The organism is Flavihumibacter sp., from assembly GCF_036676075.1.
Classification (GTDB): Bacteria; Bacteroidota; Bacteroidia; order Chitinophagales; family Chitinophagaceae; genus Flavihumibacter.
Map to the genome: position 1 here is coordinate 475,553 of NZ_JAKFDQ010000006.1, position 26,642 is coordinate 502,194.

23 protein-coding genes and 1 tRNA gene are annotated in these 26,642 nt (G+C 42.2%); 13 read left to right on the forward strand and 11 right to left on the reverse strand.

Going from position 1 to position 26,642, the window contains the following annotated elements; genetic code table 11:
* Positions 1-146 precede the first annotated feature (146 nt).
* From V6M43_RS02095 to V6M43_RS02105, 3 genes are read right to left on the reverse strand one after another with little or no spacing between them, the layout of a single operon-like run.
* Positions 147-1,883 (reverse strand): ABC transporter ATP-binding protein, encoded by a 1,737-nt coding sequence (locus V6M43_RS02095; RefSeq protein WP_332732390.1) that lies wholly within the window; start codon positions 1,881-1,883, stop codon positions 147-149.
* 9 nt (positions 1,884-1,892) lie between these two features.
* Entirely contained in the window at positions 1,893-2,303 is a 411-nt protein-coding gene (locus V6M43_RS02100; RefSeq protein ID WP_332732391.1) for a hypothetical protein, read from the reverse strand.
* Between the two features lie 35 nt (positions 2,304-2,338).
* Positions 2,339-3,109: an AMP nucleosidase gene (locus V6M43_RS02105; protein WP_332732392.1), complete on the reverse strand. Its 771-nt coding sequence runs from the start codon at positions 3,107-3,109 to the stop codon at positions 2,339-2,341.
* Between the two features lie 59 nt (positions 3,110-3,168).
* On the opposite strand from V6M43_RS02105, the gene V6M43_RS02110 reads away from it, so the two are divergent.
* Entirely contained in the window at positions 3,169-3,606 is a 438-nt protein-coding gene (locus V6M43_RS02110) for a type I restriction enzyme HsdR N-terminal domain-containing protein (protein WP_332732393.1), read from the forward strand.
* 75 nt (positions 3,607-3,681) lie between these two features.
* On the opposite strand, the gene V6M43_RS02115 is transcribed toward V6M43_RS02110, so the two are convergent.
* From V6M43_RS02115 to V6M43_RS02135, 5 genes are all read right to left on the reverse strand, one after another.
* Positions 3,682-5,100 carry a Glu/Leu/Phe/Val family dehydrogenase gene (locus V6M43_RS02115; RefSeq protein ID WP_332732394.1) on the reverse strand — a complete coding sequence of 473 codons (1,419 nt, stop codon included), beginning with the start codon at positions 5,098-5,100 and terminating at the stop codon, positions 3,682-3,684.
* A gap of 75 nt (positions 5,101-5,175) precedes the next feature.
* The gene (locus tag V6M43_RS02120; RefSeq protein WP_072037610.1) at positions 5,176-5,409 is read right to left on the reverse strand and encodes a CcmD family protein; all 234 of its coding nucleotides are present in this window, start codon (positions 5,407-5,409) and stop codon (positions 5,176-5,178) included.
* A complete protein-coding gene (gene ccsA / locus V6M43_RS02125) occupies positions 5,402-6,091 on the reverse strand; it encodes a cytochrome c biogenesis protein CcsA (protein WP_332732395.1) in 690 nt (229 codons plus the stop codon). The genes V6M43_RS02120 and ccsA overlap by 8 nt, the downstream gene beginning before the upstream one ends.
* 22 nt (positions 6,092-6,113) lie before the next feature.
* On the reverse strand, positions 6,114-6,764 hold the full coding sequence (locus tag V6M43_RS02130; RefSeq protein ID WP_332732396.1) for a heme exporter protein CcmB: 651 nt from the start codon (positions 6,762-6,764) through the stop codon (positions 6,114-6,116).
* A gap of 13 nt (positions 6,765-6,777) precedes the next feature.
* Positions 6,778-7,347 (reverse strand): thymidine kinase, encoded by a 570-nt coding sequence (locus tag V6M43_RS02135; protein WP_332732397.1) that lies wholly within the window; start codon positions 7,345-7,347, stop codon positions 6,778-6,780.
* A gap of 74 nt (positions 7,348-7,421) precedes the next feature.
* Between V6M43_RS02135 and V6M43_RS02140 the strand changes: the two genes are divergently transcribed.
* Positions 7,422-8,144, forward strand: a complete 723-nt coding sequence (locus tag V6M43_RS02140) for a hypothetical protein (protein WP_332732398.1) — start codon at positions 7,422-7,424, stop codon at positions 8,142-8,144.
* On the opposite strand, the gene V6M43_RS02145 is transcribed toward V6M43_RS02140, so the two are convergent.
* Positions 8,111-9,379, reverse strand: a complete 1,269-nt coding sequence (locus tag V6M43_RS02145) for a 3-deoxy-D-manno-octulosonic acid transferase (protein ID WP_332732399.1) — start codon at positions 9,377-9,379, stop codon at positions 8,111-8,113. The two genes, V6M43_RS02140 and V6M43_RS02145, sit on opposite strands and share 34 nt — an antisense overlap.
* Before the next feature lie 97 nt (positions 9,380-9,476).
* On the opposite strand from V6M43_RS02145, the gene V6M43_RS02150 reads away from it, so the two are divergent.
* Genes V6M43_RS02150 through V6M43_RS02185 form a run of 8 tightly spaced genes read left to right on the forward strand, consistent with a single transcriptional unit; the run spans position 9,477 to position 17,383 of the window.
* Complete coding sequence (locus V6M43_RS02150) at positions 9,477-10,607, forward strand: DegT/DnrJ/EryC1/StrS family aminotransferase (protein ID WP_332732400.1); 1,131 nt, start codon at positions 9,477-9,479, stop codon at positions 10,605-10,607.
* Between the two features lie 21 nt (positions 10,608-10,628).
* The gene (locus V6M43_RS02155) at positions 10,629-11,948 is read left to right on the forward strand and encodes a UDP-glucose dehydrogenase family protein (protein ID WP_332732401.1); all 1,320 of its coding nucleotides are present in this window, start codon (positions 10,629-10,631) and stop codon (positions 11,946-11,948) included.
* Between the two features lie 7 nt (positions 11,949-11,955).
* The gene (locus V6M43_RS02160; protein ID WP_332732402.1) at positions 11,956-12,942 is read left to right on the forward strand and encodes a UDP-glucuronic acid decarboxylase family protein; all 987 of its coding nucleotides are present in this window, start codon (positions 11,956-11,958) and stop codon (positions 12,940-12,942) included.
* On the forward strand, positions 12,939-14,225 hold the full coding sequence (locus tag V6M43_RS02165; RefSeq protein ID WP_332732403.1) for a nucleotide sugar dehydrogenase: 1,287 nt from the start codon (positions 12,939-12,941) through the stop codon (positions 14,223-14,225). The genes V6M43_RS02160 and V6M43_RS02165 overlap by 4 nt, the downstream gene beginning before the upstream one ends.
* A complete protein-coding gene (gene rfbB / locus V6M43_RS02170) occupies positions 14,225-15,289 on the forward strand; it encodes a dTDP-glucose 4,6-dehydratase (protein ID WP_332732404.1) in 1,065 nt (354 codons plus the stop codon). The genes V6M43_RS02165 and rfbB overlap by 1 nt, the downstream gene beginning before the upstream one ends.
* A gap of 2 nt (positions 15,290-15,291) precedes the next feature.
* Positions 15,292-15,852 (forward strand): dTDP-4-dehydrorhamnose 3,5-epimerase, encoded by a 561-nt coding sequence (gene rfbC / locus V6M43_RS02175; RefSeq protein ID WP_332732405.1) that lies wholly within the window; start codon positions 15,292-15,294, stop codon positions 15,850-15,852.
* On the forward strand, positions 15,849-16,733 hold the full coding sequence (rfbD, locus tag V6M43_RS02180; RefSeq protein WP_332732406.1) for a dTDP-4-dehydrorhamnose reductase: 885 nt from the start codon (positions 15,849-15,851) through the stop codon (positions 16,731-16,733). Before rfbC ends, rfbD begins: the two co-directional genes overlap by 4 nt.
* 23 nt (positions 16,734-16,756) lie before the next feature.
* Positions 16,757-17,383, forward strand: coding sequence for a hypothetical protein (locus V6M43_RS02185; protein WP_332732407.1), 627 nt, complete (start codon positions 16,757-16,759; stop codon positions 17,381-17,383).
* Between the two features lie 42 nt (positions 17,384-17,425).
* Here the strand turns inward: V6M43_RS02185 and V6M43_RS02190 are convergent.
* Positions 17,426-17,496 (reverse strand) — tRNA-Gln (locus tag V6M43_RS02190).
* A 153-nt stretch (positions 17,497-17,649) separates the two neighbouring features.
* On the opposite strand from V6M43_RS02190, the gene V6M43_RS02195 reads away from it, so the two are divergent.
* Complete coding sequence (locus tag V6M43_RS02195; RefSeq protein WP_332732408.1) at positions 17,650-18,951, forward strand: aminotransferase class V-fold PLP-dependent enzyme; 1,302 nt, start codon at positions 17,650-17,652, stop codon at positions 18,949-18,951.
* Positions 18,952-18,954: 3 nt separating this feature from the next.
* Here V6M43_RS02195 and tyrS read toward each other — a convergent pair whose 3' ends face one another.
* Positions 18,955-20,238 (reverse strand): tyrosine--tRNA ligase, encoded by a 1,284-nt coding sequence (tyrS, locus tag V6M43_RS02200; protein ID WP_332732409.1) that lies wholly within the window; start codon positions 20,236-20,238, stop codon positions 18,955-18,957.
* Between the two features lie 122 nt (positions 20,239-20,360).
* Here tyrS and V6M43_RS02205 point away from each other — a divergent pair, with 122 nt between their 5' ends.
* Together V6M43_RS02205 and V6M43_RS02210 are read left to right on the forward strand one after the other, a co-directional pair.
* Complete coding sequence (locus V6M43_RS02205; RefSeq protein WP_332732410.1) at positions 20,361-21,473, forward strand: PorV/PorQ family protein; 1,113 nt, start codon at positions 20,361-20,363, stop codon at positions 21,471-21,473.
* 59 nt (positions 21,474-21,532) lie between these two features.
* The gene (locus V6M43_RS02210) at positions 21,533-26,617 is read left to right on the forward strand and encodes a C25 family cysteine peptidase (protein WP_332732411.1); all 5,085 of its coding nucleotides are present in this window, start codon (positions 21,533-21,535) and stop codon (positions 26,615-26,617) included.
* Positions 26,618-26,642 lie beyond the last annotated feature (25 nt).

Genomic DNA, 26,642 nt, shown 5'->3' on the forward strand with positions numbered 1-26,642 from the left:
GTGGTTCTTGGGGGTGTCTACAGCCCGGTCTTACGGCACCGGGTTTGTTATCATGTTACGGCATGATGTTAAACGGGTGCAAAGGTAATTAAAAATAATGAAGAATTGCGTTTGAAGTTCAATCGGGTATTTTCGAAGGGATTTGCCTACAAGAAATGGTTTTTCCCTCCTGGAATAGCTTCCACAAGTCGACGGGTATATGGAGAAGAGGGGTTGGTGAAAACCTGTTCGGCGGGGCCAATTTCTTCCATTTGGCCCGCCTGCATAACCATGATCCGGTCAGAAATATAGCGGACCACACCCAGATCGTGTGATATGAAGATGGCTGTAAAACCAAATTCCGACTTCAGATCATTGATCAGATTCAATACTTGTGCCTGAACACTCACATCCAGTGCACTCACACTTTCATCGAACACTATAAAACCAGGCTCCAACGCTAATGCCCTCGCGATCCCGATCCTTTGACGCTGCCCCCCGCTGAATGCATGGGGATATCTATTAAAATGGTCTGCTTCCAGGTTTACTTTTTCAAGTAGCTGTACCACCCTTTCTTTACGTCGGGCAGCAGTACTTTCAATGCCATGGGTTGACATTGCCTCTAGTAGCGCGTCGCCTATTCTCATACGCGGATTGAGAGAAGCATAGGGGTCCTGGAAAACGATCTGAATATTCTTTCGCAGTATTTCAAGTTTATGTTTGCCAAGGGATAAGAGGTCTAAACCGGCAGGTCGATAGATAACCTCCCCGCCATTCGCAGGTACAAGGCGGAGCAAGGCACGACCCAGGGTTGTTTTCCCTGACCCTGATTCGCCCACAATGCCAAGTGTTTCTCCCAGGAATACTTCAAAGCTTACATCATTCACTGCTTTAACCCAGGAAAGGGGCTTTCCAAAAATATTCTTGCTCGAAGGAAACCAGACCCGGAGCTGACGCACTTCCAGTAGAGGAATAGGAGCTTCTCCTGATTCATCTATACCGGTTTGTGTGGATGCAACCATTACAGAAGTTAATGATGGTTTTTCGATTGGAGCCTCATTTGTCATAAAATCACTGACCACTGGCAGCCTGTGACCTTTATTATGTAGTATAGGCCGGCAGGCAAGCAGTGCCTGCGTATAAGGATGAGCGGGGGAGGAGAATAATTTATTTGTGAGTGCTGTTTCCACCAGTTGCCCACGAAACATTACAACAACCCTATGAGCAATATCTTTTACAACACCAAGATCATGAGTAATAAAGATCATACCCATGCCTGTCTGTTCCTGTAAATCCCGCAATAACTCAAGAACATTTTTCTGAACGGTAACATCAAGTGCAGTGGTCGGCTCATCTGCAATAAGTAGTGCGGGATCGCAACTGATAGCCATAGCTATCATTACCCTCTGTTTCTGACCTCCACTTAACTGGTGAGGAAATCGTTTAAGTATTCCTTCAGGATCCGGTAAATGAACTTTAGTGAAAAGCTCCTTTGCTTTTTCGCGGGCAGCAGCACGACCTATATCCTGATGCTGCAGAATGGCCTCAATTACCTGGTCACCGCAAGTAAATACCGGGTTAAGAGATGTCATGGGCTCCTGAAAAATCATTGAAATATCAGCTCCGCGAATTTTTTGCAGGGTGTCAACCGGAGCCTTCAATAGATCTATTTGTGTGTTATTGTGATTGAAGAGGATTTGTCCCGATGGATATCTGGTTGTTTTTTGGGATAGTAGCTGCAGGATTGATAATGCTGTTACAGACTTACCCGAGCCAGATTCTCCAACCACCGCCAGGATCTCACCGCGGTTAACAGTGAAGGATATATTACTGACTGCCATCTTCCGGGAATCGCCATCGCCGAAGGCGACAGAAAGATTTTTTATCTCTAATAAAGGGTGCAAATAATCGCTTTAATGATTGCTGATCTTCTTGATATTTTTGAGCATTAGTTTTTGCTCCGGTGTGGGATAATATGCCATGCAGGTAGCACAATTCTCTGTTGCTGTACTATCGGCTAATTCAAAACTAAAGAGATCGCCTTCAGCTAAACCTGCATTGGCAAAGCTGCATTTGCTTGCAACACTAAAAACATTTTTAAACGTCATATTCCTTTTATTATCAGTCCACGATTCTGCCAGGTCGATTTTATCAATGGAGCCAGTTTCTAATGCTACAACATAGTGATTGCAAAGTTCGCTTACCACAAGTTTACCTGTATAGCCAGCAGCCGTTTTGTTAGCTGAGGTTTTGCAACCGCTAATGCCCCACAAAAAAAATCCGGCTATAAGCAAACAAGCTTTCATCATTTTTTTTATGTTCATATGTTTATAATAAATCTGAAACTTTTATGGAATTCCTAAAAACGAAGGTGCCTTACCGTTAGTCCATCATTGATAAGTTGCTTTAATGAGTCTATTCCTATCCTAATATGTCTTTCAACAAATTCAGCAGTAACATTTTTGTCACTTTCCTCTGTTTTTACGCCTTCCGGAATCATAGGCGAATCACTAACAAGTAAAAGCGCTCCTGTTGGAATCTTATTATAAAATCCAACGGAGAAAATAGTAGCAGTTTCCATATCAATGGCATATGCTCTTACCTGTTGAAGGTATTCTTTAAAAGCTTCATCATGTTCCCAGACCCGGCGGTTGGTGGTATATACTGTTCCGGTCCAGTAATCAACTCCATGGTCCCTGATAGTAGTTGATACAGCCTTCTGCATCGCGAAGGCGGGTAAAGCAGGTACCTCCGGAGGAAAGTAATCATTGGAAGTTCCTTCTCCCCGGATGGCGGCGATTGGCAGTATAAGATCACCAACTTTATTACGTTTTTTTAGTCCCCCGCATTTGCCAAGAAACAAAACTGCTTTGGGCTCAATGGCAGATAATAGGTCCATCACTGTAGCGGCGGTGGGACTACCCATACCGAAGTTGATGATGGTGATATCTTCTGCAGTAGCACATTGCATAGGCTTACCAACACCAACTACTTCTACGTGATGCCATTTGGCAAACCATTCCACATAATTACTAAAGTTGGTGAGCAGGATATATTTTCCAAAATTAGCTAGTTGCTCGCCTGTGTAACGGGGCAGCCAGTTCTCAACTATTTCCTCTTTCGTTTTCATGTCCAAACTGATTTTACAGAGTCTGGCAATATACGATTTTCATATCATAGCTTTGGGGGATGGCATCTCTACAATATCCATCCTTTCCTTTTCGCTGGCGTGAAAATAGTGGCAGACGCCAGATCTTTGACGAAACCCGCAAGAGATGGGTAGCATTCACTCCGGAAGAGTGGGTGAGGCAAAATTTTCTTCAATACCTTCTGCAGGAAATGAATTATCCTGCTACAATGATAGCTATTGAAAAAGAGCTAAGGCTAGGCGAACTTATCAAACGCTTTGATATACTGGTATATGATAACAATCATAAACCATGGTTAATGGTAGAATGTAAATCAATGGAAATTCCCTTAACCGAAGAAGTGCTGCACCAGGTTCTTCGCTATAATATTACCATTCCGGTTCCCTATCTGGTAATAACTAATGGAACTATCAGTTATTTTTTTGAAAAGAGATCCGGAAAACTGGAAATGCTTGAACAACTTCCGGCATGGAGCTAGCCAGTTTTTACAATAAACTACAATAGCTGCACATGGCAGCTATTGTAGTTTAAATTGTTTGATATCTCAATTTATTTATGGGAAAATTCCAAGTTCAGCATAGCTTGTAGCTACCTTATTAATGGCCACAACATATGCAGCGGTACGCATATCAGGTATAGCCGGATTGTTTAACCAGAGCTCCATTATTTCGCGGGTAGCAGTGATCATGGTTTCCTCGAGACCGGAATATACCAGGTCAACTTCATCGGGACCGTGTTCAATGAGGCTTTTCTGGGTATCATTCACCTTCTTTCCTGTAAGGCCTTCAATTTCTTTAATGATATTCTTATTCTGATTCTCAGTAAATCGCTTTTCCAGACGGCCATAACGTACATGGCTAAGGTTTTTTAACCACTCAAAGTAAGATACTGTTACACCGCCTGCATTCAGGTACATATCAGGTACAACAAGCGAACCTTTCTTTGTGAATACCTCATCTGCCTCAGGAGTAAGCGGACCATTCGCAGCTTCACCGATGATCTTTGCTTTTACGCGTGGTGCATTATCACCATTGATAACGTTTTCGAGTGCTGCCGGTATTAATATATCACATTCCAGTTCCAGTGCGTCTGACGAGTTAGTGATATTTGTAGCGCCGGGGTAATTAAGGATCGAACCTGTTTTTTTCCTATGCTGGAATACATCATTTTCATTAAGTCCATCGGGATGCATGATGGCACCTTCGTATTCAGCAATAGCAATTACTTTTGCTCCTCCTTCCCGGAAATACTTAGCTGCATGGAAGCCTACGTTTCCAAGTCCTTGAACCACAACAGTTTTTCCTTCCACTCCCGGCTCAAGACCCAGTTTCTTCATTACCTCCGCCATATTGCAAACCTCGCGGATACCAAAATAAACACCGAGACCAGTTGCTTCGCGACGTCCACGTACTCCTCCCTGCGTTACCGGTTTTCCGGTTACACAGGCCAATGCATCTACTTCACCCGGCTTCTGGCTCATGTAGGTATCAAGGATCCAGGCCATTTCTCTCTCACCGGTACCATAATCAGGTGCAGGTACATCAGTACCCGGACCAATGAAATTTTTCTTGATCAGTTCATGAGTGTACCGCCGTGTAATTTTTTCCAGTTCGTATGGGGTATATTTTTTAGGATCGATGGTTATTCCTCCTTTGGCCCCTCCGAAGGGAACATTCACAATTGCGCATTTGTAAGTCATCAATGCCGCCAGTGCCATCACCTCATCGAGGTTAACGGATGTTGCGAAACGAATTCCACCTTTACATGGTGTTTTATGATGAGAATGCTGAACGCGATAAGCCTTTATCACTTCGATCTTATCACCGATCTTAACGGGGAAGTGCATACGATATACTGAGTTGCACTGCTTGATCTGTTCCAGGATTCCCGGATCCCAGTTTGTAAAAGCCGCTGCCTTGTCAAAACTCTGCTCTACTGCTCCAAAAAAGCTGTACTCTTGGTGTGAAGACATGATTTTTGTTTTAGAAATTGTTTTTTATATGTGTTTAAGCAATCGACAATATGAAGTTCCCAATGGTTGACCCGATCATTTGCCACCTTTCTCCAGCCGGGAGATTCTTCTGTCAAGATTAATCAGGTAAACAACAACCCCGGCTACAATGGTAACTACTACCGCTACAACAACATAGATCTTGCCGTTTGAGCGGAGCCCATCAGCCATTTGAACAGGTTCGTCACTCATCATATCCTGACCCAAACCAACGTTTGTAAGCAATACCAGCATGGCAAGCATTCCAATACGGGAAATAATATTAGGCATGTTCAAATTTTTGTTCTTCCAATAATTTAAAACGAATCCTGAGCGTGGTGATCCAAACCCCTAGCAAGGTCCAGGCGGGAACTGCAACCGGCCAGAACAATGTTCTCATCCGGCTGTCTATATCGTTCGTATTCAGGGCGGGATTACCCATTCCACCAGGGTGTAGACTTTCAACAAGCCTGGGAATGATCCACAAGGTGGGAAATAACATCGCGAAAGCGAAAATATTATACACTGCGCTGATCTTAGCCCGTTTATCGGGATCAACAAGGGAGTTACGTAAAACCATATAAGCGAAATAAATCAACAGGGCTATGGCAGCTCCAATCTGCTTGGGATCGTTACTCCATGGTTTACCCCATGTATAATTTGCCCAGATCATACCGGTAACCAATCCCAATATGCCAAACAGGATTCCGATATTGGCATATTCAACTGAATATGTATCATAACGAAGATCCCCGTTTCTAAGGTATCGTACAGAATTGACCAATGAAATAATGAAGAATATCATCATACTGAACCACATCGGCACATGAAAATAGAGGTTGCGGATGGTCTCGTTAAGAATGGGTTTGGCAGGTACACCACCCAGAAAACCAGCTATTGAGATTGTCAGCAGCAAAAGGATACAAAGTATTTTCCACCAGGAGAGGCGCATAGATTTGAATAAGTGGGGCAAAATTAGGGGAATTTAAGGGGTTTCAATCCTTCCATAAGAAGGGAAATAAAATAACCGCAAGTGCAATCACCAGGATGTCCATTCCAGCCAAAAGCAGTACAATTTGTAATAATCCTTGCTGGATCACCTGGCTGAAGGCGGTATTAGCGAGTTTCATCATTAGCAGAATCTGGGGGATGATCAGGGGAAATCCCAGGATGGCCATCATGGCAGCATTTTGCTGGGCCCTGGCGGCAATAGCTGACAGGAAAGTGAATACAAGACTCAATCCTAAACCACCAAACATAGCCACACCCATAAATCTTAATCCATTCTGGACAGGATTTCCCAGCAACAGGCTAAACAGGATCCAGGAGGTAATACTCAAGACCGCCATTAATAATGCATTGAAAAGCAGCTTTGATAGTATAAAATCCCGAGCTCCTGCTATAGAATAAAAATAGAGCAGGCGGCCCCTGCTTTCCTGTAAAAAACTTTTAGCCACGGCGTTAACACATACGAAAAGCTGGATCATCCAGAAAAGCCCATTCCAAACTTCATCTTCTGGTTGCCCCATTGCCAGATAAAGAACAAAAATGGTACTTGCAACATATAGCAGGATACCATAAAAGCTGTATTGCTGCCGCATTTCCAGCAGCAGGTCCTTTCTGAATAATGTTATGATATGTTTCAAAGCAGAAATTTAACTAGTCCTTTTCATTAAAGCAACTACGGCAACGGGGTTCATAAGATTCCTTTTCACCCAGCATAACCTGGTTGGAACCGGGCGTTTTCCGGTAACTATAACTTGCAATGTTTCCACATTTTACGCAAATGGCATGCAACTTGGTGATATAATCTGCCTTGGCAAGCAGGAAGGGCATTTGTCCGAATGGTTTGCCGAGGAAATCCATGTCGAGTCCTGCTACGATTACCCTGATACCCTGCCTGGCAAGCTGGTCGCAGACTTCGGGTAGCTGGTCATCAAAGAATTGGGCTTCGTCAATGCCAACAACATCAACATCGCTGGCCATCAGCAGGATGGTCTGGGAGTTATCAATAGGGGTGGAGTGTATCATTTTTTCGTCATGTGACACAATATTCTGGTCATCATAACGTACATCTATGGAAGGTTTAAAGATTTCAACCTTCAGGTTAGCGATCCTCGCCCTTTTTAAACGCCGTATCAGTTCTTCGGTCTTACCAGAGAACATAGATCCGCAGATTACTTCTATCCATCCCCTGCGGCCGCCGCTGAGATTTGGTTCTATAAACATAATTGATTCAGGCGTTTGCAGTTTGAGTTTAACAAACAACAAACGGTTTTATAGGTGTTTTTTTATATAACTTTATGAAATCCAATACTAACCCAAAAGTACCATATCGTATGGAAAGAGTAAGAGCACTGATAAATAAGTTGCAGGAGCAGCTCGATGAGCAGGCCGACAACCAGGCTTTGCTTGCAACAATCCAGCTTCTCCAGGCAGAATTGCAACCACCTGTTGCTGCCTCCGTTAGCCGCAATGGCAGCAGTAAAGTAGCAGTCGTAATGCCCTCTTCCAATCGGCAAATGGATAACTCCTCATATCAGCCAAAGACAGCAGAATCATTTCCTATAGCCTCCCAACCAAATTCTGAACCTGATCAATCGCAAAAGGAAGAAAAACAAGTGGATTGGCTTCATAGTCTCATGCAGGAAATTCCAACCCTCGCGCATCAGAAAGATATCCGGGAATTGAATGAGGTAATGGGACAACAGCATAATTCCACATCTCTCAACGATAAATTAAAACAACATTCTCTTGAATTATCCGAGGTATTGACAAGGGAACCGGTTCGGGATCTCAAGAAGGCAATAGGGGTAAATGACCGTTTTGTTTTCGTTAATGAATTATTCCGCGGAGATGAGACCATGTATGAGCGCAGTATTAAAACAATTAATTCATTTCATATTCTTCAGGAAGCTGAATTCTGGATTGAGCGTGAACTTAAACTGAAACTGGCCTGGGATGATACCAAAGAACCGGTTGTGCATTTTCTTCAGTTAGTAAGGAGGCGATTTACCTCCAGGTAGTCAATTATTATACGTGTTGCCCCTCTTCGTTTCCGCACGAACTCCTCGGCGGCAACAGCTGCCATGCCATACTCGGTACTGTTGGCAAGTAGTTTCTTGAGCGTATCTTCAAGCTCGAGCGCATTTTCAACCCAGAAGGAGCCCCCGGCCTCAATCAGTTCAATTGCTTCCGGAAAACGTTCATAGTGAGGCCCATGAATAACCGGCCGCCCATAAACAGCAGCTTCCAGGATATTATGAAGTCCATCACCTCCAAACCCCCCACCAACATAGGCTATAGTTGCATAATGATATAGTCGGGACAACATTCCTATATTATCAATAATCAAGACATGTGAACTGTTTTCCCTGAATGCGGATTCCTTCCATATTTCAACCCATTTCGAATAACGGATGGTGTTGTGAAAAAGCTTCTCAATGTCTTTCAGGTGGTGTTCACCAATTTCGTGGGGAGCAATGATGAATCGTAAACCACTATTTGTATTAGCGAAATGATCCAGTTCTTCTTCATCTTCCGGCCAGGTGCTGCCCCCTACCACCACCGGTAAACCGTTCACAAAAGCTGCGATCTCTGGTAAGGGCTCAAATGCCTCCGCAATAGCAGATACCCTATCATAGCGGGTATCACCACTAATTGCAACGTTCTCAATACCAACGTTTCTCAAAAGAGAAGCGGATTCAGCATTCTGGACAAAAATATACCTGAAACAGCTTAGCATATGGCGATGTAATCTTCCAAACCATTGAAAGAAAGGTTGGGACGAACGGAACAATCCTGAAATTAATATTACAGGGGTTCCCCGTTTAAAAAGTTGGTTCAGGAAATGGTACCAGAATTCATAACGTACCCAAAGAACGATATCAGGCTTCACAATATCCAGGAACCTTCTGGCGGTTGAGGATCCATCCAGTGGGAGGTAACAAACATAATCGGCACCCTGGTAGTTTTTACGGATTTCATACCCTGATGGACTGAAAAAGGTTATCAAAATGGTATACCTGGGATATTTCTGACGAATTAATTCTAAAACCGGGCGACCTTGTTCAAATTCGCCCAGAGAAGCACAATGCATCCATAATACAGGGGAAGATCTGGCACTCATTGCCGAAATGAGGGAGGCTTCCCAAGCCCGCCGGCCTGTAACCCAGCTTTTTGCTTTAGGATTCCAAAAAGCAGCAAGTTTCAGTGCTGTTCCATAAAGAAACAGGAAAATATTATACAGGAATAAGCTCACAGAAGCAGTGTATTAATGAAGGCAAATCTAAATTCAAAGTTCCACCCTACCTATATTTTGCTATTTTTGTGCGCATTTTAAAAAGCGGATAGCAATTATGCGGACGATACAAATGGTTGACCTAAGGCAGCAATACCTACATATTAAAGAAGAAGTAGATGCGGCCATTCATGAGGTGCTTGATAGTGTTTCTTTTATTAACGGGAAGGCAGTGCAGGATTTTGGAAGCTCCCTTGCATCCTACCTTGGTGTTAAACATGTGATTCCCTGTGCTAACGGTACTGATGCTTTGCAAATTGCCATGATGGCTTTAGATCTGCAACCCGGAGATGAAGTAATTACACCTTCTTTTACTTATATCGCAACTACAGAAGTGGTGGCTTTACTTAAACTGAAACCCGTATTTGTAGACGTCGATCCTAAAACTTTCTGCCTTGATCCGGTAGCATTGGAAAGAAGCATTACCCCCAAAACAAAAGCAATTGTACCCGTACATCTTTATGGACAGGCAGCTGATATGGAGGCAATTATGGAGATCGCCCGCAAACACAATCTCTATGTAATAGAGGATAATGCGCAGGCTATTGGAAGTGATTATATTTTCAGCGATGGCAGGAAACAGAAGACCGGGTCAATCGGTACAATTGGTTGTACTTCATTTTTTCCTTCCAAGAATCTGGGATGTTATGGTGATGGCGGAGCAATGTGTACGAATGATGATGAGCTTGCCGCTAAACTGAGGATGATAGCAAATCATGGACAGAGCAAACGATATTATCATGATGTTGTAGGTTGTAATAGTCGCCTCGATAGTATTCAGGCAGCGGTATTGAATATAAAATTACCCAGGCTGGATGCTTATATCGATGCCCGACGCAAGGCAGCAGATCATTATGACAGGGCTTTTGCTGCCTGTGATAAGATCACTACTCCTTTCCGGGCTCTTAACAATAAGCATGTTTTTCATCAATATACGCTGTTGCTGGAAGGGGTAGACCGAAATGCCCTGAATCAATTTCTGGCTGATAACCAGATACCATCCATGATTTATTACCCTGTACCGGCTCACCGGCAGGAGATGTTCGCTTCATTTGGGGGCTCGGCATACAATTTGCCTGTGACCGATTGGCTGACGGAAAGGGTCATTTCTCTCCCAATGCATACAGAACTCGACCAGGATCAGCTGGAATATATCAGCTCCAAAGTTCTTGAGTTCGTTAACAGATAACTAAATCACTCCTTTTATAATATGAAAATTGCAGTTGTAGGAACCGGATATGTTGGACTCGTTACCGGAACTTGTTTCGCGGAAACAGGTAATGAAGTTATTTGCGTGGATATAGACAAGCGTAAAGTGGATATGCTGACCAATGGTGAGATAACCATATATGAACCAGGTCTTGAAAATCTTTTTCTTCGTAACCAGAAGGAGGGAAGGCTCAGCTTTACCACTGACCTGGCTGAAGGGATCAAAGATGCAAAGATAGTTTTTCTGGCCCTGCCTACCCCACCGGGTGAAGATGGGTCGGCAGATTTAAAGTATGTTCTTGGAGTAGCTGAAGATCTTGGCAAGCTCCTTACTGACTATAAAGTGTTGGTTGATAAAAGTACAGTACCTGTAGGTACAGCCGAAAAGGTACGTGCTGCCGTGGCAAAAAATTATTCTGGCGAGTTTGACGTTGTGTCCAATCCCGAATTCCTTCGCGAAGGAGTTGCGGTTGAAGACTTTATGAAACCTGACAGGGTTGTTATAGGTACCAGTTCAGACCGGGGAAGAAAACTAATGGGAGAATTGTATGCCCCTTTTGTTCGTTCAGGTAATCCCGTTATATATATGGATGAAAGATCCGCAGAACTTACAAAATACGCGGCCAACTCATTTCTTGCTACCAAGATTTCATTTATGAATGAGGTTGCGCAGCTTTGTGAGAGGTTAGGTGCAGATGTTGATATGGTTCGCCTGGGTATTGGCAGTGATGACAGAATTGGTAAAAGGTTTCTTTTTCCTGGGATTGGGTATGGTGGTTCCTGCTTTCCCAAAGATGTGCAGGCACTGGTCAGATCTTCCAGCGAAGTAGATTATGATTTTCAGATCCTCAATGCGGTGATGGATGTAAATGAAAAACAGAAACTGCATCTGATGCCTAAGATCCGGAACTATTTCAATGGTGAACTTTCCGGGAAGCATTTCGCTATATGGGGACTTGCATTCAAACCAAATACCGATGATATCCGGGAAGCACCCGCATTATATATGATTGATGAGTTGCTTGCTGAAGGCGCAACGGTAACCGTATTTGACCCCGAAGCCATGAAGAATGTAAAACAGGTTATTGGCGAAAAGATCAATTATGCTGATAATCAGTATGATGCCTTAAAAGGCGCGGATGCCCTCATAATTGCAACTGAATGGAATGAGTTCCGCTCACCCGATTTCCTCAAAATAGTTACACACCTAAAGAATAAAATCATCTTCGATGGCCGTAATCTTTTTGACGTTTCTGCTATCGCTGAATTAGGATTCCATTATGAAAGCATCGGTCGTAAACCGGTGTCTCAAAAAAAATAACTCCACAATGTCCCGTAAAAGAGTTTTGATCACCGGAGCAGCTGGCTTTCTTGGCTCTCACCTTTGCGATCGTTTTATTAAGGAGGGCTTTCATGTTATTGGCATGGACAACCTTATTACAGGTGATCTTAAAAATATTGAACATTTATTCAGGCTTGAACAATTTGAATTTTATAATCACGATGTAAGTAAGTTTATCCATGTTCCTGGTGAGCTTGATTATATATTGCATTTTGCATCACCCGCAAGTCCAATAGATTATCTCAAGATACCAATCCAGACATTGAAGGTTGGTGCACTGGGAACCCATAATTGCCTTGGTCTTGCAAAAGCCAAACATGCACGAATATTAGTGGCATCTACTTCTGAAGTGTATGGCGATCCACTTGTTCATCCACAAACAGAGGATTACTGGGGTAATGTAAATCCAGTTGGCCCCAGGGGTGTGTATGATGAAGCAAAGCGTTTTATGGAATCCATTACAATGGCGTACCATACATTTCATAATGTGGAAACCAGAATCATTAGGATTTTCAATACTTACGGACCAAGGATGCGATTGAATGATGGCAGAGCCCTCCCCGCTTTTATAGGGCAGGCCTTGAGAGGAGAAGACCTGACTGTATTCGGTGATGGTTCTCAAACCAGGTCCTTTTGTTATGTAGATGATTTGGTGGAAGGCATTTACAGATTATTGATGAGCGATTATGCATATCCGGTGAACATTGGCAATCCTGATGAAATATCACTTAAGGAATTTGCAGAGGAGATTATCAAACTTACCGGCACCCGGCAAAAGATTGTTTACCGTGATCTTCCGGTGGATGATCCTAAACAAAGACAGCCAGATATTACCAGGGCAAAAACTCTTCTGGGTTGGCAGCCAAAAGTAAACAGGGCTGATGGTGTTCGTATAACATATGAGTATTTCAAATCTCTTCCTCATGAAGAGCTCTTCAAACAACCGAAGGAGTTTAAAAGCTTACACAAATGAAAATTTACCAGGACCTTCTAGATAAGAATTCAAAGCTGGCTGTAATTGGATTGGGATATGTAGGATTACCTCTGGCACTGGAGTTTGCAAAAAAATGTTCAGTGATAGGGTTTGATATCAATCCGCGTAGGGTTGAAATGATGCGTAACGGAATAGACCCGAGTAAGGAAGTTGGTCCGGAAGCGTTCAAGGACAGGGATATTATTTTTACAGATGACCTTGAAGTGTTGAGAACAGCAAAATTCTTTGTGGTAGCAGTACCAACTCCCGTTGATAAATTTCATGTTCCCGATCTTAAACCTTTGATCGGAGCTTCTACTACAGTTGGATCAGTTTTAAAGAAAGGGGATTATGTGGTTTATGAATCAACAACCTACCCGGGTTGTACAGAAGAAGATTGCCTTCCAATTCTTGAGAAACTATCGGGCCTTAAGTTTGGGGAAGATTTCAAACTGGGATATTCTCCTGAAAGAATCAACCCGGGAGATAAAAAAAATACACTGCGTACAGTAGTGAAAGTTGTTTCCGGATCAGATGAGGAAGCATTGGATGAAATAGCAAAAACATATGAACTGGTAGTAGATGCCGGTGTTCATCGTGCACAATCCATCAAAGTTGCGGAAGCTTCTAAAATCGTTGAGAATACACAGCGTGATATGAATATCGCTCTCATGAATGAGCTGTCACTCATTTTTGACAGGATGGGTATCAATACATATGAAGTAATTGAAGCTGCAGGAACAAAGTGGAACTTTCTGAAATTCCAGCCCGGTTTGGTAGGTGGGCATTGCATTGGTGTAGATCCTTATTACCTTACGCATAAAGCGGCTTCTCTCGGCTACCAGAGCAGAGTTATTGCTGCCAGCAGGTTCATTAATGATGATATGGCGAAATACCTTGCCCGTAAAATCATTAAGTATGTTTTACGTAATTCTGACAATCCACGTGTATTGGTGAAAGGGGTTACTTTCAAAGAAAATGTAAGTGATATAAGAAACTCGAAAATCGTTGATACAGTTGAAGAACTTTTAGCGTTTAATATTCATGTGGATGTTGAAGACCCTTATGCTGAGCATGCGGAGGTAAAAGAGGAATATGGTCTTCAACTTGCACGTTCCGGAGGAAAAGACTATGATGCGGTAATCATTACAGTTCCTCATGAACAGTACCTTAGTCACGATGATGCTTTCTTCGCTGGTATCACGCGGGAGCATGGAGTGATTGTAGACCTTAAAGGAATTTACCGCGGTAAAATTAATTCACGTTTATACTGGAGTCTGTAATGAATAATTATAAGAAAACCATATTGGTTACAGGTGGGGCCGGATTTATCGGTTCACATGTGGTCAGGTTATTTGTAAACAAATACCCTGATAATTTGATAGTCAATCTTGATGCCCTTACTTATGCGGGAAATCTTGAGAACCTCAAGGATGTGGAGGCTAAAGAGAATTATATTTTCGAGAAAGCTGATATCACTGATGAGCCTCGGATGCAGGAACTATTTGATCAATACAAGTTTGATGGAGTAATCCATCTTGCTGCTGAAAGCCATGTAGATAGAAGTATCCTTGATCCCCTCCAGTTCGTAAGGACAAACGTTCTTGGCACAGTGAATCTTTTAAATGTGGCCCGGAAATTCTGGAATGGAAATTTCGAAGGAAAGCGTTTCTATCACGTTAGTACAGATGAGGTTTATGGTTCACTTGGTGAAGAAGGTTTTTTCACCGAAGAAACCGCTTATGATCCCCGATCACCCTACTCCGCGTCTAAAGCATCTTCCGACCATTTTGTAATGGCCTATTTCCATACTTATCACTTACCGGTAGTGATGAGTAATTGCTCAAATAATTATGGCTCACATCATTTTCCGGAAAAGCTTATTCCGCTGATGATAAATAATATCCGGAACAATAAACCCTTGCCCGTTTATGGGAAAGGGGAAAACGTTCGTGATTGGCTATATGTGGAGGATCATGCCAGGGCCATAGACGTAATTTTTCATAATGGCAATGAAGGAGAAAAGTATAATGTGGGTGGTTTTAATGAGTGGAAAAACATTGACCTCGTCCATTTATTATGCAGGATAATGGATAATAAGCTGGGAAGAGAGGAAGGTGAGTCAGCAAAACTCATCAGCTATGTTACTGATCGTCCGGGCCATGATCTGCGTTACGCAATTGATGCTACAAAATTAAATAAAGAACTTGGCTGGAGCCCTTCTCTCCAATTTGAAGAAGGACTTGAGAAGACAGTAGACTGGTACCTGCAAAATGAGGAATGGATAAACCATATTACCAGCGGCAATTACAAGCATTACTACGAAACCCAGTACGATCAACGATAATTATGGCATTCATAGAAACCGGATTACCCGGATTAATTGTTTATGAGCCCCGTGTTTTTGGAGATGACCGTGGCTATTTTTTTGAATCATATAATGAGTCGGTTTTTGCCGAACAAGGATTGGAAATGCGATTTGTGCAGGACAACCAGGCACGATCGGTATATGGTGTGGTCAGAGGTCTTCATTTTCAAAAACCTCCATATGCCCAAACTAAGCTTATCCGCGCAATTGAAGGAAGTATACTTGATGTGGTGGTAGATTGCAGAAAAGATTCACCAACGTTTGGAAAAACTTATTCCATCGAATTATCCGCTGAAAATAAAAAACAGCTATTGGTGCCCAGGGGCTTTGCTCACGGGTATTCCGTGATCAGTCCATTTGCCGAAGTGATGTATAAATGTGATGCATTTTACAATAAAGAATCAGAAGGTGGTGTGTTGTTTAATGATCCCGGCTTGAGTATCGATTGGAAGGTTCCCGCCGATAAAATGATTCTTTCAGAAAAGGATAAACTCTACCCTGTGTTTGCAGATGTTGATCATTGCTTTACTTTGCATTCATGAAAAAGATATTGGTAACAGGTTCAGGCGGACAACTTGGAACTGAGATAAGGCAGGTATCAGCCTTCTATCCCGGCTATCAATTTATTTTTGCGGACAGCGAAACCTTACCAATTGACAAAGAGGCTGTTGTTGAATCCTATATTAGTTCCCTGAAGCCTGATTATTGCATCAATTGTGCTGCATACACCGCAGTAGATAAAGCTGAAATAGAGGTAGAGAAAGCAAATCAGATAAATGGTTCAGCGGTAGGATACCTTGCAAAATACCTTCATCGTAACAGTGGTCGTATGATTCACATATCAACCGATTATGTTTTTGATGGCAGTGCATCAAAACCGCTGAACGAAACCGATACAGTTCATCCTCTGGGTGTATACGGATCCTCTAAACTAAAAGGCGAGGAGCTCGCAATGCAATATGCTCCAGACAGTATAATACTTCGCACCTCATGGGTATATTCTGCTTATGGAAATAATTTTGTGAAGACAATGCTGCGACTCATGAGTCAGCGTGAGGAATTAAATGTTGTGTCAGATCAGATTGGATCACCTACCTATGCCGCTGATCTGGCAAAAGCTATCATGGAAATTATAGTGCAACTTGACGGTTTGGATCAATCGGCAGACCTTGGGGGAATTTATCATTATTCAAATGATGGCATTATCAGTTGGTATGATTTTGCATTGGCTATCAAAGAGCTTTCGGGAAGCAAATGCAAAATTAATCCGATTGCCTCTGCAGAATATCCAACTCCAGCAGCCAGGCCCGCATACAGTGTATTTGATAAGGAGAAAATCAGAAGTGTTTTCGGTTTGCCCATTTTGAACTGGAAAGAAAGCCTTCAGATCTGCATGCTCCAGTTGCAACAGTATCTTGCATGATCATGGATAACAATAATTACATTATGGCAATCAATTTCAATGAACAATTAGATACAATAATAGATTCAGTTGATCTGCATGCAAAGTGGCTGAATACATTATCCATGCTGGAAAATGCCGGGGCAAGAAAGATCAAGCAATGTGAGCATCCGGTTTTTGTTCCGGAAGATATCCTGAAGCATGCGGCCGAAGAATCGAGGCATGCCTGGTATCTGAAGAAACAACTCCGTAAACTTGGCGAAGGTTTATGTCCCACTTATGAACCTCAATACCTTTTAGCACCATTAACCAGTATGCGTTACCTCCATCGGCTTGATATAATGGTTTGCCGGTATCTAAAAAAAGAGCATGGTTTCCGGAGCGATGAACTTAAGTATTCAGCTTACCTGTTGGTAACCTATGCCATTGAAGTTAGAGCCGACGAACTTTACCCCGTTTACCAGCAGGCATTAAGATCTCGAAAAAGTAGTATCAGTGTTCATAATATTATAACAGAAGAGCAACAGCATCTGGCTTCAATGGAAGCGCAACTGCAGAAACTTTCTCCAAAATGGAAAGATCTTTGTGATTATGCCTGCCATCAGGAAGCTAAACTTTACGAAGAGTGGAGAAGTGAGGTAATGGATGATGTAACCCGGTTGGCTGTATGAAAATAAAAAAAGGACAAACTGAATAATCAATTTGTCCTTTTGTTGGCCTACCAGGATTCGAACCTAGACAAACAGAACCAAAATCTGTCGTACTACCATTATACTATAGGCCAATCCGTCCCAAATGGGAGTGCAAAAATAATAGGCAGCGTCCTTTCCGCCAAAAAATTCTCTGAAAAATCTCTTTTTGTTACGCACATCAGCATCCATAGCTATCAACTTTGCCCATTCGGTGTTTAGAATTAGATTTATTGAAAATCAGCACCATGGAAAATTCAGGAAGAAGGGGGTTTCTGGCAGGGATATCAAAAATCGGGCTTGGAACTCTTATGGCCTCTTTTACTGAACCTGCATGGAGCAGGCAACTTGAGAGAAGTCTTTCTCAATTCCGACAGTATAATTCAACTCAGATCGCTGGAGAGGAGGACTTCTGGTATTCAATCCAACAAGCCTATACTGCTTCCCCGTCTATTATCAACCTAAACAACGGTGGTGTTAGTCCCAGCCCAAAAATTGTGCAGGATGCCATGAAGCGTTATCACGACTTCAGTAATGAGGCCCCCAGTTATTATATGTGGCGTATCCTTGACCAGGGACGTGAGCCTTTGCGTCGGAGCCTGGCATTGATGGCGGGATGTGAACAGGATGAGATCGCTATTCAGCGCAACGCATCCGAAGCGCTTGAAACAGTAATCTTCGGACTTTCTCTTAAAACTGGTGATGAGGTTGTACTTAGCAAACAGGATTATCCAAATATGATAAATGCCTGGAAGCAACGCGAACTTCGGGATGGTATAAAGTTGGTATGGGTTAATCTTGAATTGCCAAGTGAGGATAATGAATATCTTACTGAGCAATACACGAAGGCATTTACGTCTCGCACAAGGGTTGTACATCTAACCCATATAATCAACTGGAATGGACAGATCTTACCCGTAAGAAGAATCGCCGATATGGCAAAACAGAAAGGAATTGAAGTTGTAGTTGATGGGGCTCACAGTTTTGCCCATTTTCAATTTTCCATTCCTGATCTCGGAGCTGATTATTTCGGTACCAGTCTTCACAAATGGTTGGGTGCGTGCATTGGGAGTGGACTGCTTTATGTTAAGAAGGATAAGATCGCTAAATTATATCCCCTTTTTGGTTCACCGGATGCAGTTAGTGCTGATATCCGAAAATTTGAGAATTTGGGAACCAGGCCATTTTTCATTGAACAGGCAATCGGTAAGGCAATTGAATTTCACGAGATGATTGGCGCAGAGCGAAAAGAGAAACGACTGCATTACCTGAAAAATTACTGGATGAATAAAGTGAAGGATCTACCAGGCATACATCTGGGTACTTCACTCAGGGAGGGCTTCGGTTGTGCGATAGGGTTGGTTGGTGTTAAAGATCGTAAGCCTGCTGAATTAGATCAGTACTTATTCAATGAATATAAGATCCACACTGTTGGTATTGAGTGGGAGAATATAAAAGGCGTGCGGATCACGCCTAATGTTTATACAACCACCAAACAGCTTGACATACTGGTGGCAGCCATCGAAAAATTTACAAAGAAAAAAATATAGTCCTCATACAGCTCTGACCAAAAAATAATTTTTCTTTCCTTTCTGTACCAATAAATATTTACCTGTAAGAAAATTTGTTGGGGTCAGTTTTGTCTCCACAGTTTCAACTTTTATTTTATTGATACTTATGCCACCGCTTTGAACCATTTTCCTGGCTTCGCCTTTACTGGGAAATATACCAGTTTCAGCAAGGAAACTCACAATATCAATACCCTGATCAAAAGTTGATTTCGCATAATCATGGGTAGGAACACCTTCCAATACCTGGAGAAGTTGCTCTTCATTAAGCCTTGCAAGCACTTCGGTAGTTGCATTGCCAAAGAGTATTTCTGAAGCATTCACAGCAAATTCATATTCTTCATTACCATGAACAAATCTGGTGATCTCCTCAGATAGCTTTTTCTGTAGTATTCTTTGGTGTGGCGCTTCCTGGTGTGAAGCAATTATTTGCTCAATTTCCTCCTTAGTAAGAAAAGTAAATATGCGTATCCATTTAATGGCATCTTCATCGGATGCATTTAACCAGAACTGGTAGAATTGATAGGGGGATGTTTTTGAAGGATCCAGCCAAACATTTCCTTTTTCGGTTTTGCCGAACTTTCCGCCATCGGCTTTGGTGAGCAATGGGCAGGTAAATGCGAATGCCTCACCACCACCCATTCTTCTGATCAATTCAGTTCCGGTAGTAATATTACCCCACTGGTCACTGCCACCCATTTGAAGCTTGCAGTTTTTATGCTGGTATAGCCAGTAGAAATCGTATCCCTGTATCAGTTGATAAGTGAATTCTGTAAAGCTGATGCCACTATCACCTTCAATTCGTTTACGCACACTGTCTTTTGACATCATATAATTAACCGTAATATGTTTGCCGACGTCCCGAATAAAGTCAAGGAAACTTATGTTCCTGAACCAATCATAATTGTTCACTATTTCTGCATTATTGGGGAGGCTGGCGTCAAAGTCAAGATATTTTTCGAGTTGGCGCTGAATACCAGCCTGGTTTTTTTGCAGGGTGGCTTCATCCAACATCTTTCTCTCTTCCGCCTTAAAAGAAGGATCGCCCACCATTCCGGTGGCACCGCCCACAAGGGCGTAGGGTTTATGGCCAGCCAGTTGCAGGTGACGAAGCAACAAAATCGGCACAAGGCTGCCGATATGCAAACTATCCGCGGTGGGGTCAAAGCCAATATAAGCTGAGGTCATCTCTTTGTTTAGCTGTTCTTCTGTTCCGGGCATAATATCCTGCAACATGCCCCTCCACCGTAATTCTTCTATTAATTTCATAAAAACGCTGCAATTTGCAGCAAAACTAACGCAATAATAGCAACCCCGCCAGAGGCAATATTCCTCCCCTCCGGTCGTTACTGTTCATTAGCGTTATTATTGCTTATCCAGAAAGTTGAGTCATGATATTGAAGATCAAAAGCCTGATCCTGCTGTTTATAATTCTGCCCTCAGTTCTGCTGGCACAATTCCGGAAATATTCCAATGAATTCCTCAATATCGGCGCTGGTGCAAGGGGACTAGCCATGGGATCTGCCCAGGTTGCCTCAGTATCAGATGGAACTTCCGGATATTGGAATCCCGCCGCCCTGGTTCATGTGAAAGTACAACCCCAGGTGAATATCATGCATGCCGAATATTTTGCTGGTATCGGAAAATATGATTTTGCTAATGTTGCCATTCCCTTGAAAGATGGAAAAAGAACTATCGGGATTTCAGTGCTCCGTTTTGCAGTTGACGATATCCCAAATACTGTATTCCTTGTGGATCCCGATGGCCGTATCAATTTTGATAATATCACAACATTTTCTTCTGCGGATTATGCTTTTCTGTTTTCTTACGCACAGCAGTTGAAGGACCTTGGCCCGGATAAGAAGCTTAATATGGGTTTTAATGCCAAAGTAATCCATCGTAAAGCAGGTGATTTTGCAACTTCATGGGGGTTTGGTTTTGATGCAGGGTTACAATATATCAATAAGAGATTACAGGTGGGATTCGTTGCACGTGATGTTACAACCACATTCAATGCATGGTCTTATAGTATAAATGATAAAATGCGGGAAGTCTTCTATGTTACCCAGAATGAAATTCCCGTTAAATCCACAGAATTAACCGCTCCTAAGTTAATAGGAGGCGCTTCTTATAATTTCAGGATCAACAAGTCGGTGAATTTACTGGCTGAGGCGAATCTTGATTTCACATTTGATGGGAGGAGAAATACAGTAATCAGTTCGAGCGCAATAAGCGTAGATCCAAAACTGGGTTTGGAAGCATCCATAAAGAATGTTTTTTTCGTACGTGCAGGCATAAGTAATTTCCAAAAGGCCCTTGAAGATGAGGATAGTACTTACACAAAAAAAGTTTGGATCTACCAACCAGCAATGGGGGCAGGTTTCCGGTTACAGAATGTGATGATTGATTATGCATTCACCAATCTTGCAAATCAGTCAAATCCTTTATATACACATGTCTTCTCTTTAAAGCTTGACATGGTTAAAAAGAATAAAAAAAAGTAAGCGATTAGCATATGCAAAAAAATTGTAGAATTAGTTTCCGGAGAATATGCGTCCTGCTGTTGCTTGTCTTTTCATTTGACGGCTTATTATTCGCGCAAACCTTCAATAACGAATGGATCAATTACAATAACACTTATTATAAATTTTCCGTTGGAAAAGACAGTCTTTATCGTATCAGTAAATCTACACTCACTGCAAATGGATTAGGTGCTGTTTCTGCTGAACATTTTCGGTTATATAGAAATGGGAAAGAGGTTGCTATTTATACTTCCGTTCCAATGGGTCAATTACCCGATAATGGATATATTGAATTCTGGGCATTAGCGAATGATGGCGAATCGGATCGGGAACTCTACAGAAATCCAGCTTACCAGCATACTACCAAATATAATTTGCATTCTGATAGTGCAGCCTATTTCCTTACAGTTGAAACTTCTTCAATTAATAAAAGGTTTACAGATGTAGCCAATGATTTAAGTGGAAATTCCATACCTCCTGAACCTTATTTTTACCACAAGGCCGCTTTATATTTCAAAGAACAGATCAATCCCGGATTGTCTGCCAATGCAGGGGAGAATGTATACTCTTCTGCATATGACAGAGGTGAATTCTGGAGCAGCTGGGAACTCAGGGAAAGGGAAACACGAACCATCACTTTCCCGAATCTGCGCGCTATTCCAAATGGTCCGGATGCCACTTTAAGATATGGTGCATTTGGTAATACAGGAAAAACCAGAAGAGTTCGCGTAGCCTTGAACAATACTCAACTGGAAGAGAGGCAGATGGATTTCTATACCGACATGATCCGTTCAGTGAGTTTCCAGTCTTCGCTTCTGTCGTCTGGATCAGCTTCTGTTGCTGTTACTGATGTACAGCCCCCCAAACCGGCTGGTGCTGATCCCTACCTCGATAGGATGGTTCTATCTTTCATCGAGTTAACTTATGCCCGGGAGTTTGATTTTGATGGCAAAGGGCAGTTCTATTTTGAAATGGAGCCTCGTACTGATGGCTATTATTTTGAAATAAGAAACTTTAACGGTAATGGCATTGCCCCGGTTCTTTATGACTTGGAAACACAGGAACGATATACCGGAAATATTGAACAGACCGGTCTTGTCCGCTTTCGGTTGAATGGAAGTTCACGTGTCCGTAAAATGGTTGTGGTAAACCAGTCGCCTGCTTATGCTGCACCAATAAATACACTGACAGAACGAAAATTTGTGAACTACTCCAATGCCGGCGTACAGGGAAATTATATTTTTATCAGCCATCCCAAATTATCGAACGGAGCATCTGGCAGCAACCCCGTAGAGGAATACCGGGCCTACAGAAGCAGCGCTGTTGGTGGATCTTATAATGGCAAAGTTTATGACATTCAGGAGTTAACCGATCAGTTTGCATTTGGTACTAAAGGACATCCTTCCTCTATTCGGAATTTTCTTCGCTATGCAAAGGCGAATTTCAGCCAGGGTATTTCAAAAGTTCTGCTTCTGGGGAAGGGGGTCAACTATACAGCATACCGGAATATAGACTGGAACACCGGGGTATATACCGATCAACCGGAATTGGACAATCTGAACCTTGTACCAACGTTTGGTTTTCCTGGTTCAGATAATATGCTTACGACCAGTAATATCACCAGTTCAAAACCGGAGTTGGAGATTGGAAGAATTTCGGTAATAAGTGCAGCCGAACTGGCTGATTATTTCGAAAAGGTAAAAGAGTATGAACAGCTCCAACGTTCCGCGCCCCACACCGTTGATGGAAGGCTTTGGATGAAGAACATGCTTCATATTACGGGTGCCAGTAGTTCACTGCTAGCTGGTCCACTATGTAACTTTGTAAACAAGTACAAGAACATTATTGAAGATACTCTGGCGGGAGCACGGGTGGAAGTTCTATGTAAGGATGTTTCAGGTGAAGTTGATCAATCGGGTTCCCAACGTGTTCGGGAGCTTTTTGAAGAAGGGCTTAGCATGGTGACCTATTTCGGTCATTCTTCTTCAACAACTCTTGAGTTCAGTATTGAAAATCCCGATGCCTATAACAATACCGGCAAATACCCGGTTTTTTCAGTTAATGGTTGTGATGCCGGCGATTTTTTCCGCTACAGTCCGCAAAGATTAATAGAAACTCAAACCCTGACAGAGAAGTTTACCCTTGCCAGGCAGAAAGGTGGCATTGCCTTTATTGCCAGTACACATTTCGGACTGATGAACTTTCTTGACACATATCTTGAGGCCTTTTACAAGCGTATGGGTGTATCTGATTATGGAGCCACACTGGGCCGGTTGATGGTTGATGCGCTTGATGATATGAGCGATTATTATGGCGATAACTATTTTGCCCGTACCCATACTGAACAGATATCACTTCATGGTGATCCTGCCCTGGTAATAAATTTCCAGGAAAAACCTGATTATGTTATTGAAGAATCCCTCATACAGCTCGAGTCAAATTTCATTTCCATCTCTGATCAAAACTTTAAACTTAAGGTTAAGTTTTTTAACCTGGGTAAGGCGGTAGGAGATTCCCTGCATGTGCTTATTAAAAGAACGAATGCTGATGGTACCAGTACTACCTTGTATGATCAAAAAAGACCAGCTGTTCTATATGCTGATTCATTGGAATTTACTCTCCCGGTAAATGCACTTACCGATAAGGGGCAGAATAATATTAGCGTTGTTTTAGATGGCATAGCCCAGATACCGGAGATGGACGAAGGGAATAATGCAATTTCTAAGAATTTCTTCATATTTGAAGATGAACTGACACCAGTATTCCCTTACCAATATTCGATTGTTTCAAATCCATCGCAAAAGTTATTTGCTTCTACTGCTGATCCTTTTAGTGGTATGAAACAATATGTGATGGAGATTGATACTACGGAATTATTCAGTTCCCCTCTTAAGAAAACAATCACCCTTTCATCTGTGGGAGGTTTGCTGGAATTTGACCCCCAACTTACATATTCAGACAGCACTGTATATTACTGGCGAACTGCACTTGTTCCTGCTGGTGGACAGGAATATTTTTGGAATACAACCTCCTTCTTTTTCAGAAATACGCAGCAGGAAGGATTCTCCCAGGGCCATTTCTTTCAACATCTTAATTCTGGCGTTGAGCAGATATTTATTGATACCGTTACCCGTCACTGGAAATTTGGTAACAGGGACAATGATCTTTTTATAAGGCAGGCTACCTTCCCAACAGCATCAGGTGAACAGGCTGATTTTGCTATCATTGTAAACAATGAAGAACCAACCGGAGCAGGATGTATTTATGACGAACTCATCTTTCATGTTTTCGACCGGAATACTTTCAAGTTGTGGGACAATAAGATAACAGGTGGTGTTGGTCTTTACAATAGTTATAATTCTAATTGTGGAGTGGGCAGGGCACATAATTTTGAATATAGGGTTCACACACGCGACTGGAGAAAAAGGGCAATGGATTTCATAGACCTTATACCCGAAGGCTCCTATGTGCTTGTGCGGAACAACAATAACCCTGAATTTACCGGCAATACCTATCCAGATGTCTGGAGGGCGGATACCGTCGCATTTGGATCAGGGAATTCATTATATCATAAACTCCTGGATCAGGGCTTCACACAAATTGATAGCTTCAATCGTTCACGTGCCTGGGTGTTTTTCTTCCGAAAGAATGACAGGAACGGTTTTACTCCGGTGATGAAATTTTCCACTGGTATTTATGACAAACTGGCTTTTGGTATAGTTGCACCTACACCACAAACATCCGGTATTATAACCTCCCCGGCTTTTGGTCCGGCAAAACAATGGAAATCACTTCGTTGGAATGGCAGCCAGGTGGAAGAACCAGGTAAGGATGAGGTGAAGATTTCGATTATAGGACTGAAACCCGATAATAGCGAGACGATATTAAAGGAAATAGGCATTAATGAAAAAAATGTTGATATATCTGAAATTGATGCCCGCTTATATCCTTTCCTGAAGCTTCGCATGGTAAATACTGATACTGCAAATAACACTCCATACCAGCTCCAATACTGGAGATTGATCTATGATCCGGTTCCGGAAGGAGCAGTTGCGCCCAATTTGTTTTTCAACACGAAGGATACTGTTGAATTAGGGGAGCAGGTAAGTTTTGGTATTGCTTTTAAGAATGTTAGTAAGGTTTCTTTTGACAGTCTGAAGGTCAAAGTGATTATCACGGATAAGGATAATGTTCCACATGAGCTGCCCCTGGCATTGATGAGGCCAATAATAAGTGGTGATACTATTCGGTTCCAGTACAGTATTGATACAAAGAATTTCCCTGGTGCCAATACTATTTACATTGATTTCAATCCGGATGGTCACCAACCAGAACAATACCATTTCAATAATTTTATTTTTCGCAACCTTTTTGTAAAAGGGGATGAGATCAATCCATTGATGGATGTAACTTTTGATGGAACGCATATTCTTAGTGGAGACATAGTATCTGCAAGACCGCATATCCAGATCAAATTGAAGGACGAGTCAAAATTCAGACTTCTGAATGATACATCACTGATGACTGTGAAAGTAAAGTATCCGAATGGTGTTGTTAAACAATTCAGATTCGATAATGATACTGTAAGGTTTACACCAGCTGTGAATACAGAAGATAATACAGCTACTATTGATTTCAGGCCTTCCTTTACAGAAATATTCAATGAGGAAGGAGATTTTTATGAATTGATTGTTTCCGGTAAAGATGCAAGTGACAATCCAGCCGGTAAAATTGATTACTCGGTAGAATTCCTTGTGATCAGCAAACCAATGATCTCCAATCTGTTGAATTATCCGAATCCATTTACAACTTCTACTGCATTTGTATTTACCCTTACCGGTAGTGAGGTGCCTACAAATTTCAAGATCCAGATTCTCACGGTTACTGGTAAGATCGTTAAAGAAATTACAGGTGCAGAACTGGGTCCCATCAGGATAGGCAGGAATATTACTGAGTATAAATGGGATGGTACTGACCAATTTGGACAACGCCTCGCAAATGGTGTTTATCTATACAGGGTTATAACTACCCTCAACGGGAAGAAAATGGACAAATACAAGGCTGAAGGTGACCGGACCGACCAATTCTTCAACCGTGGTTATGGAAAAATGTACCTGATGCGCTAATCGCTATCTTTGCGGCGACACAAAT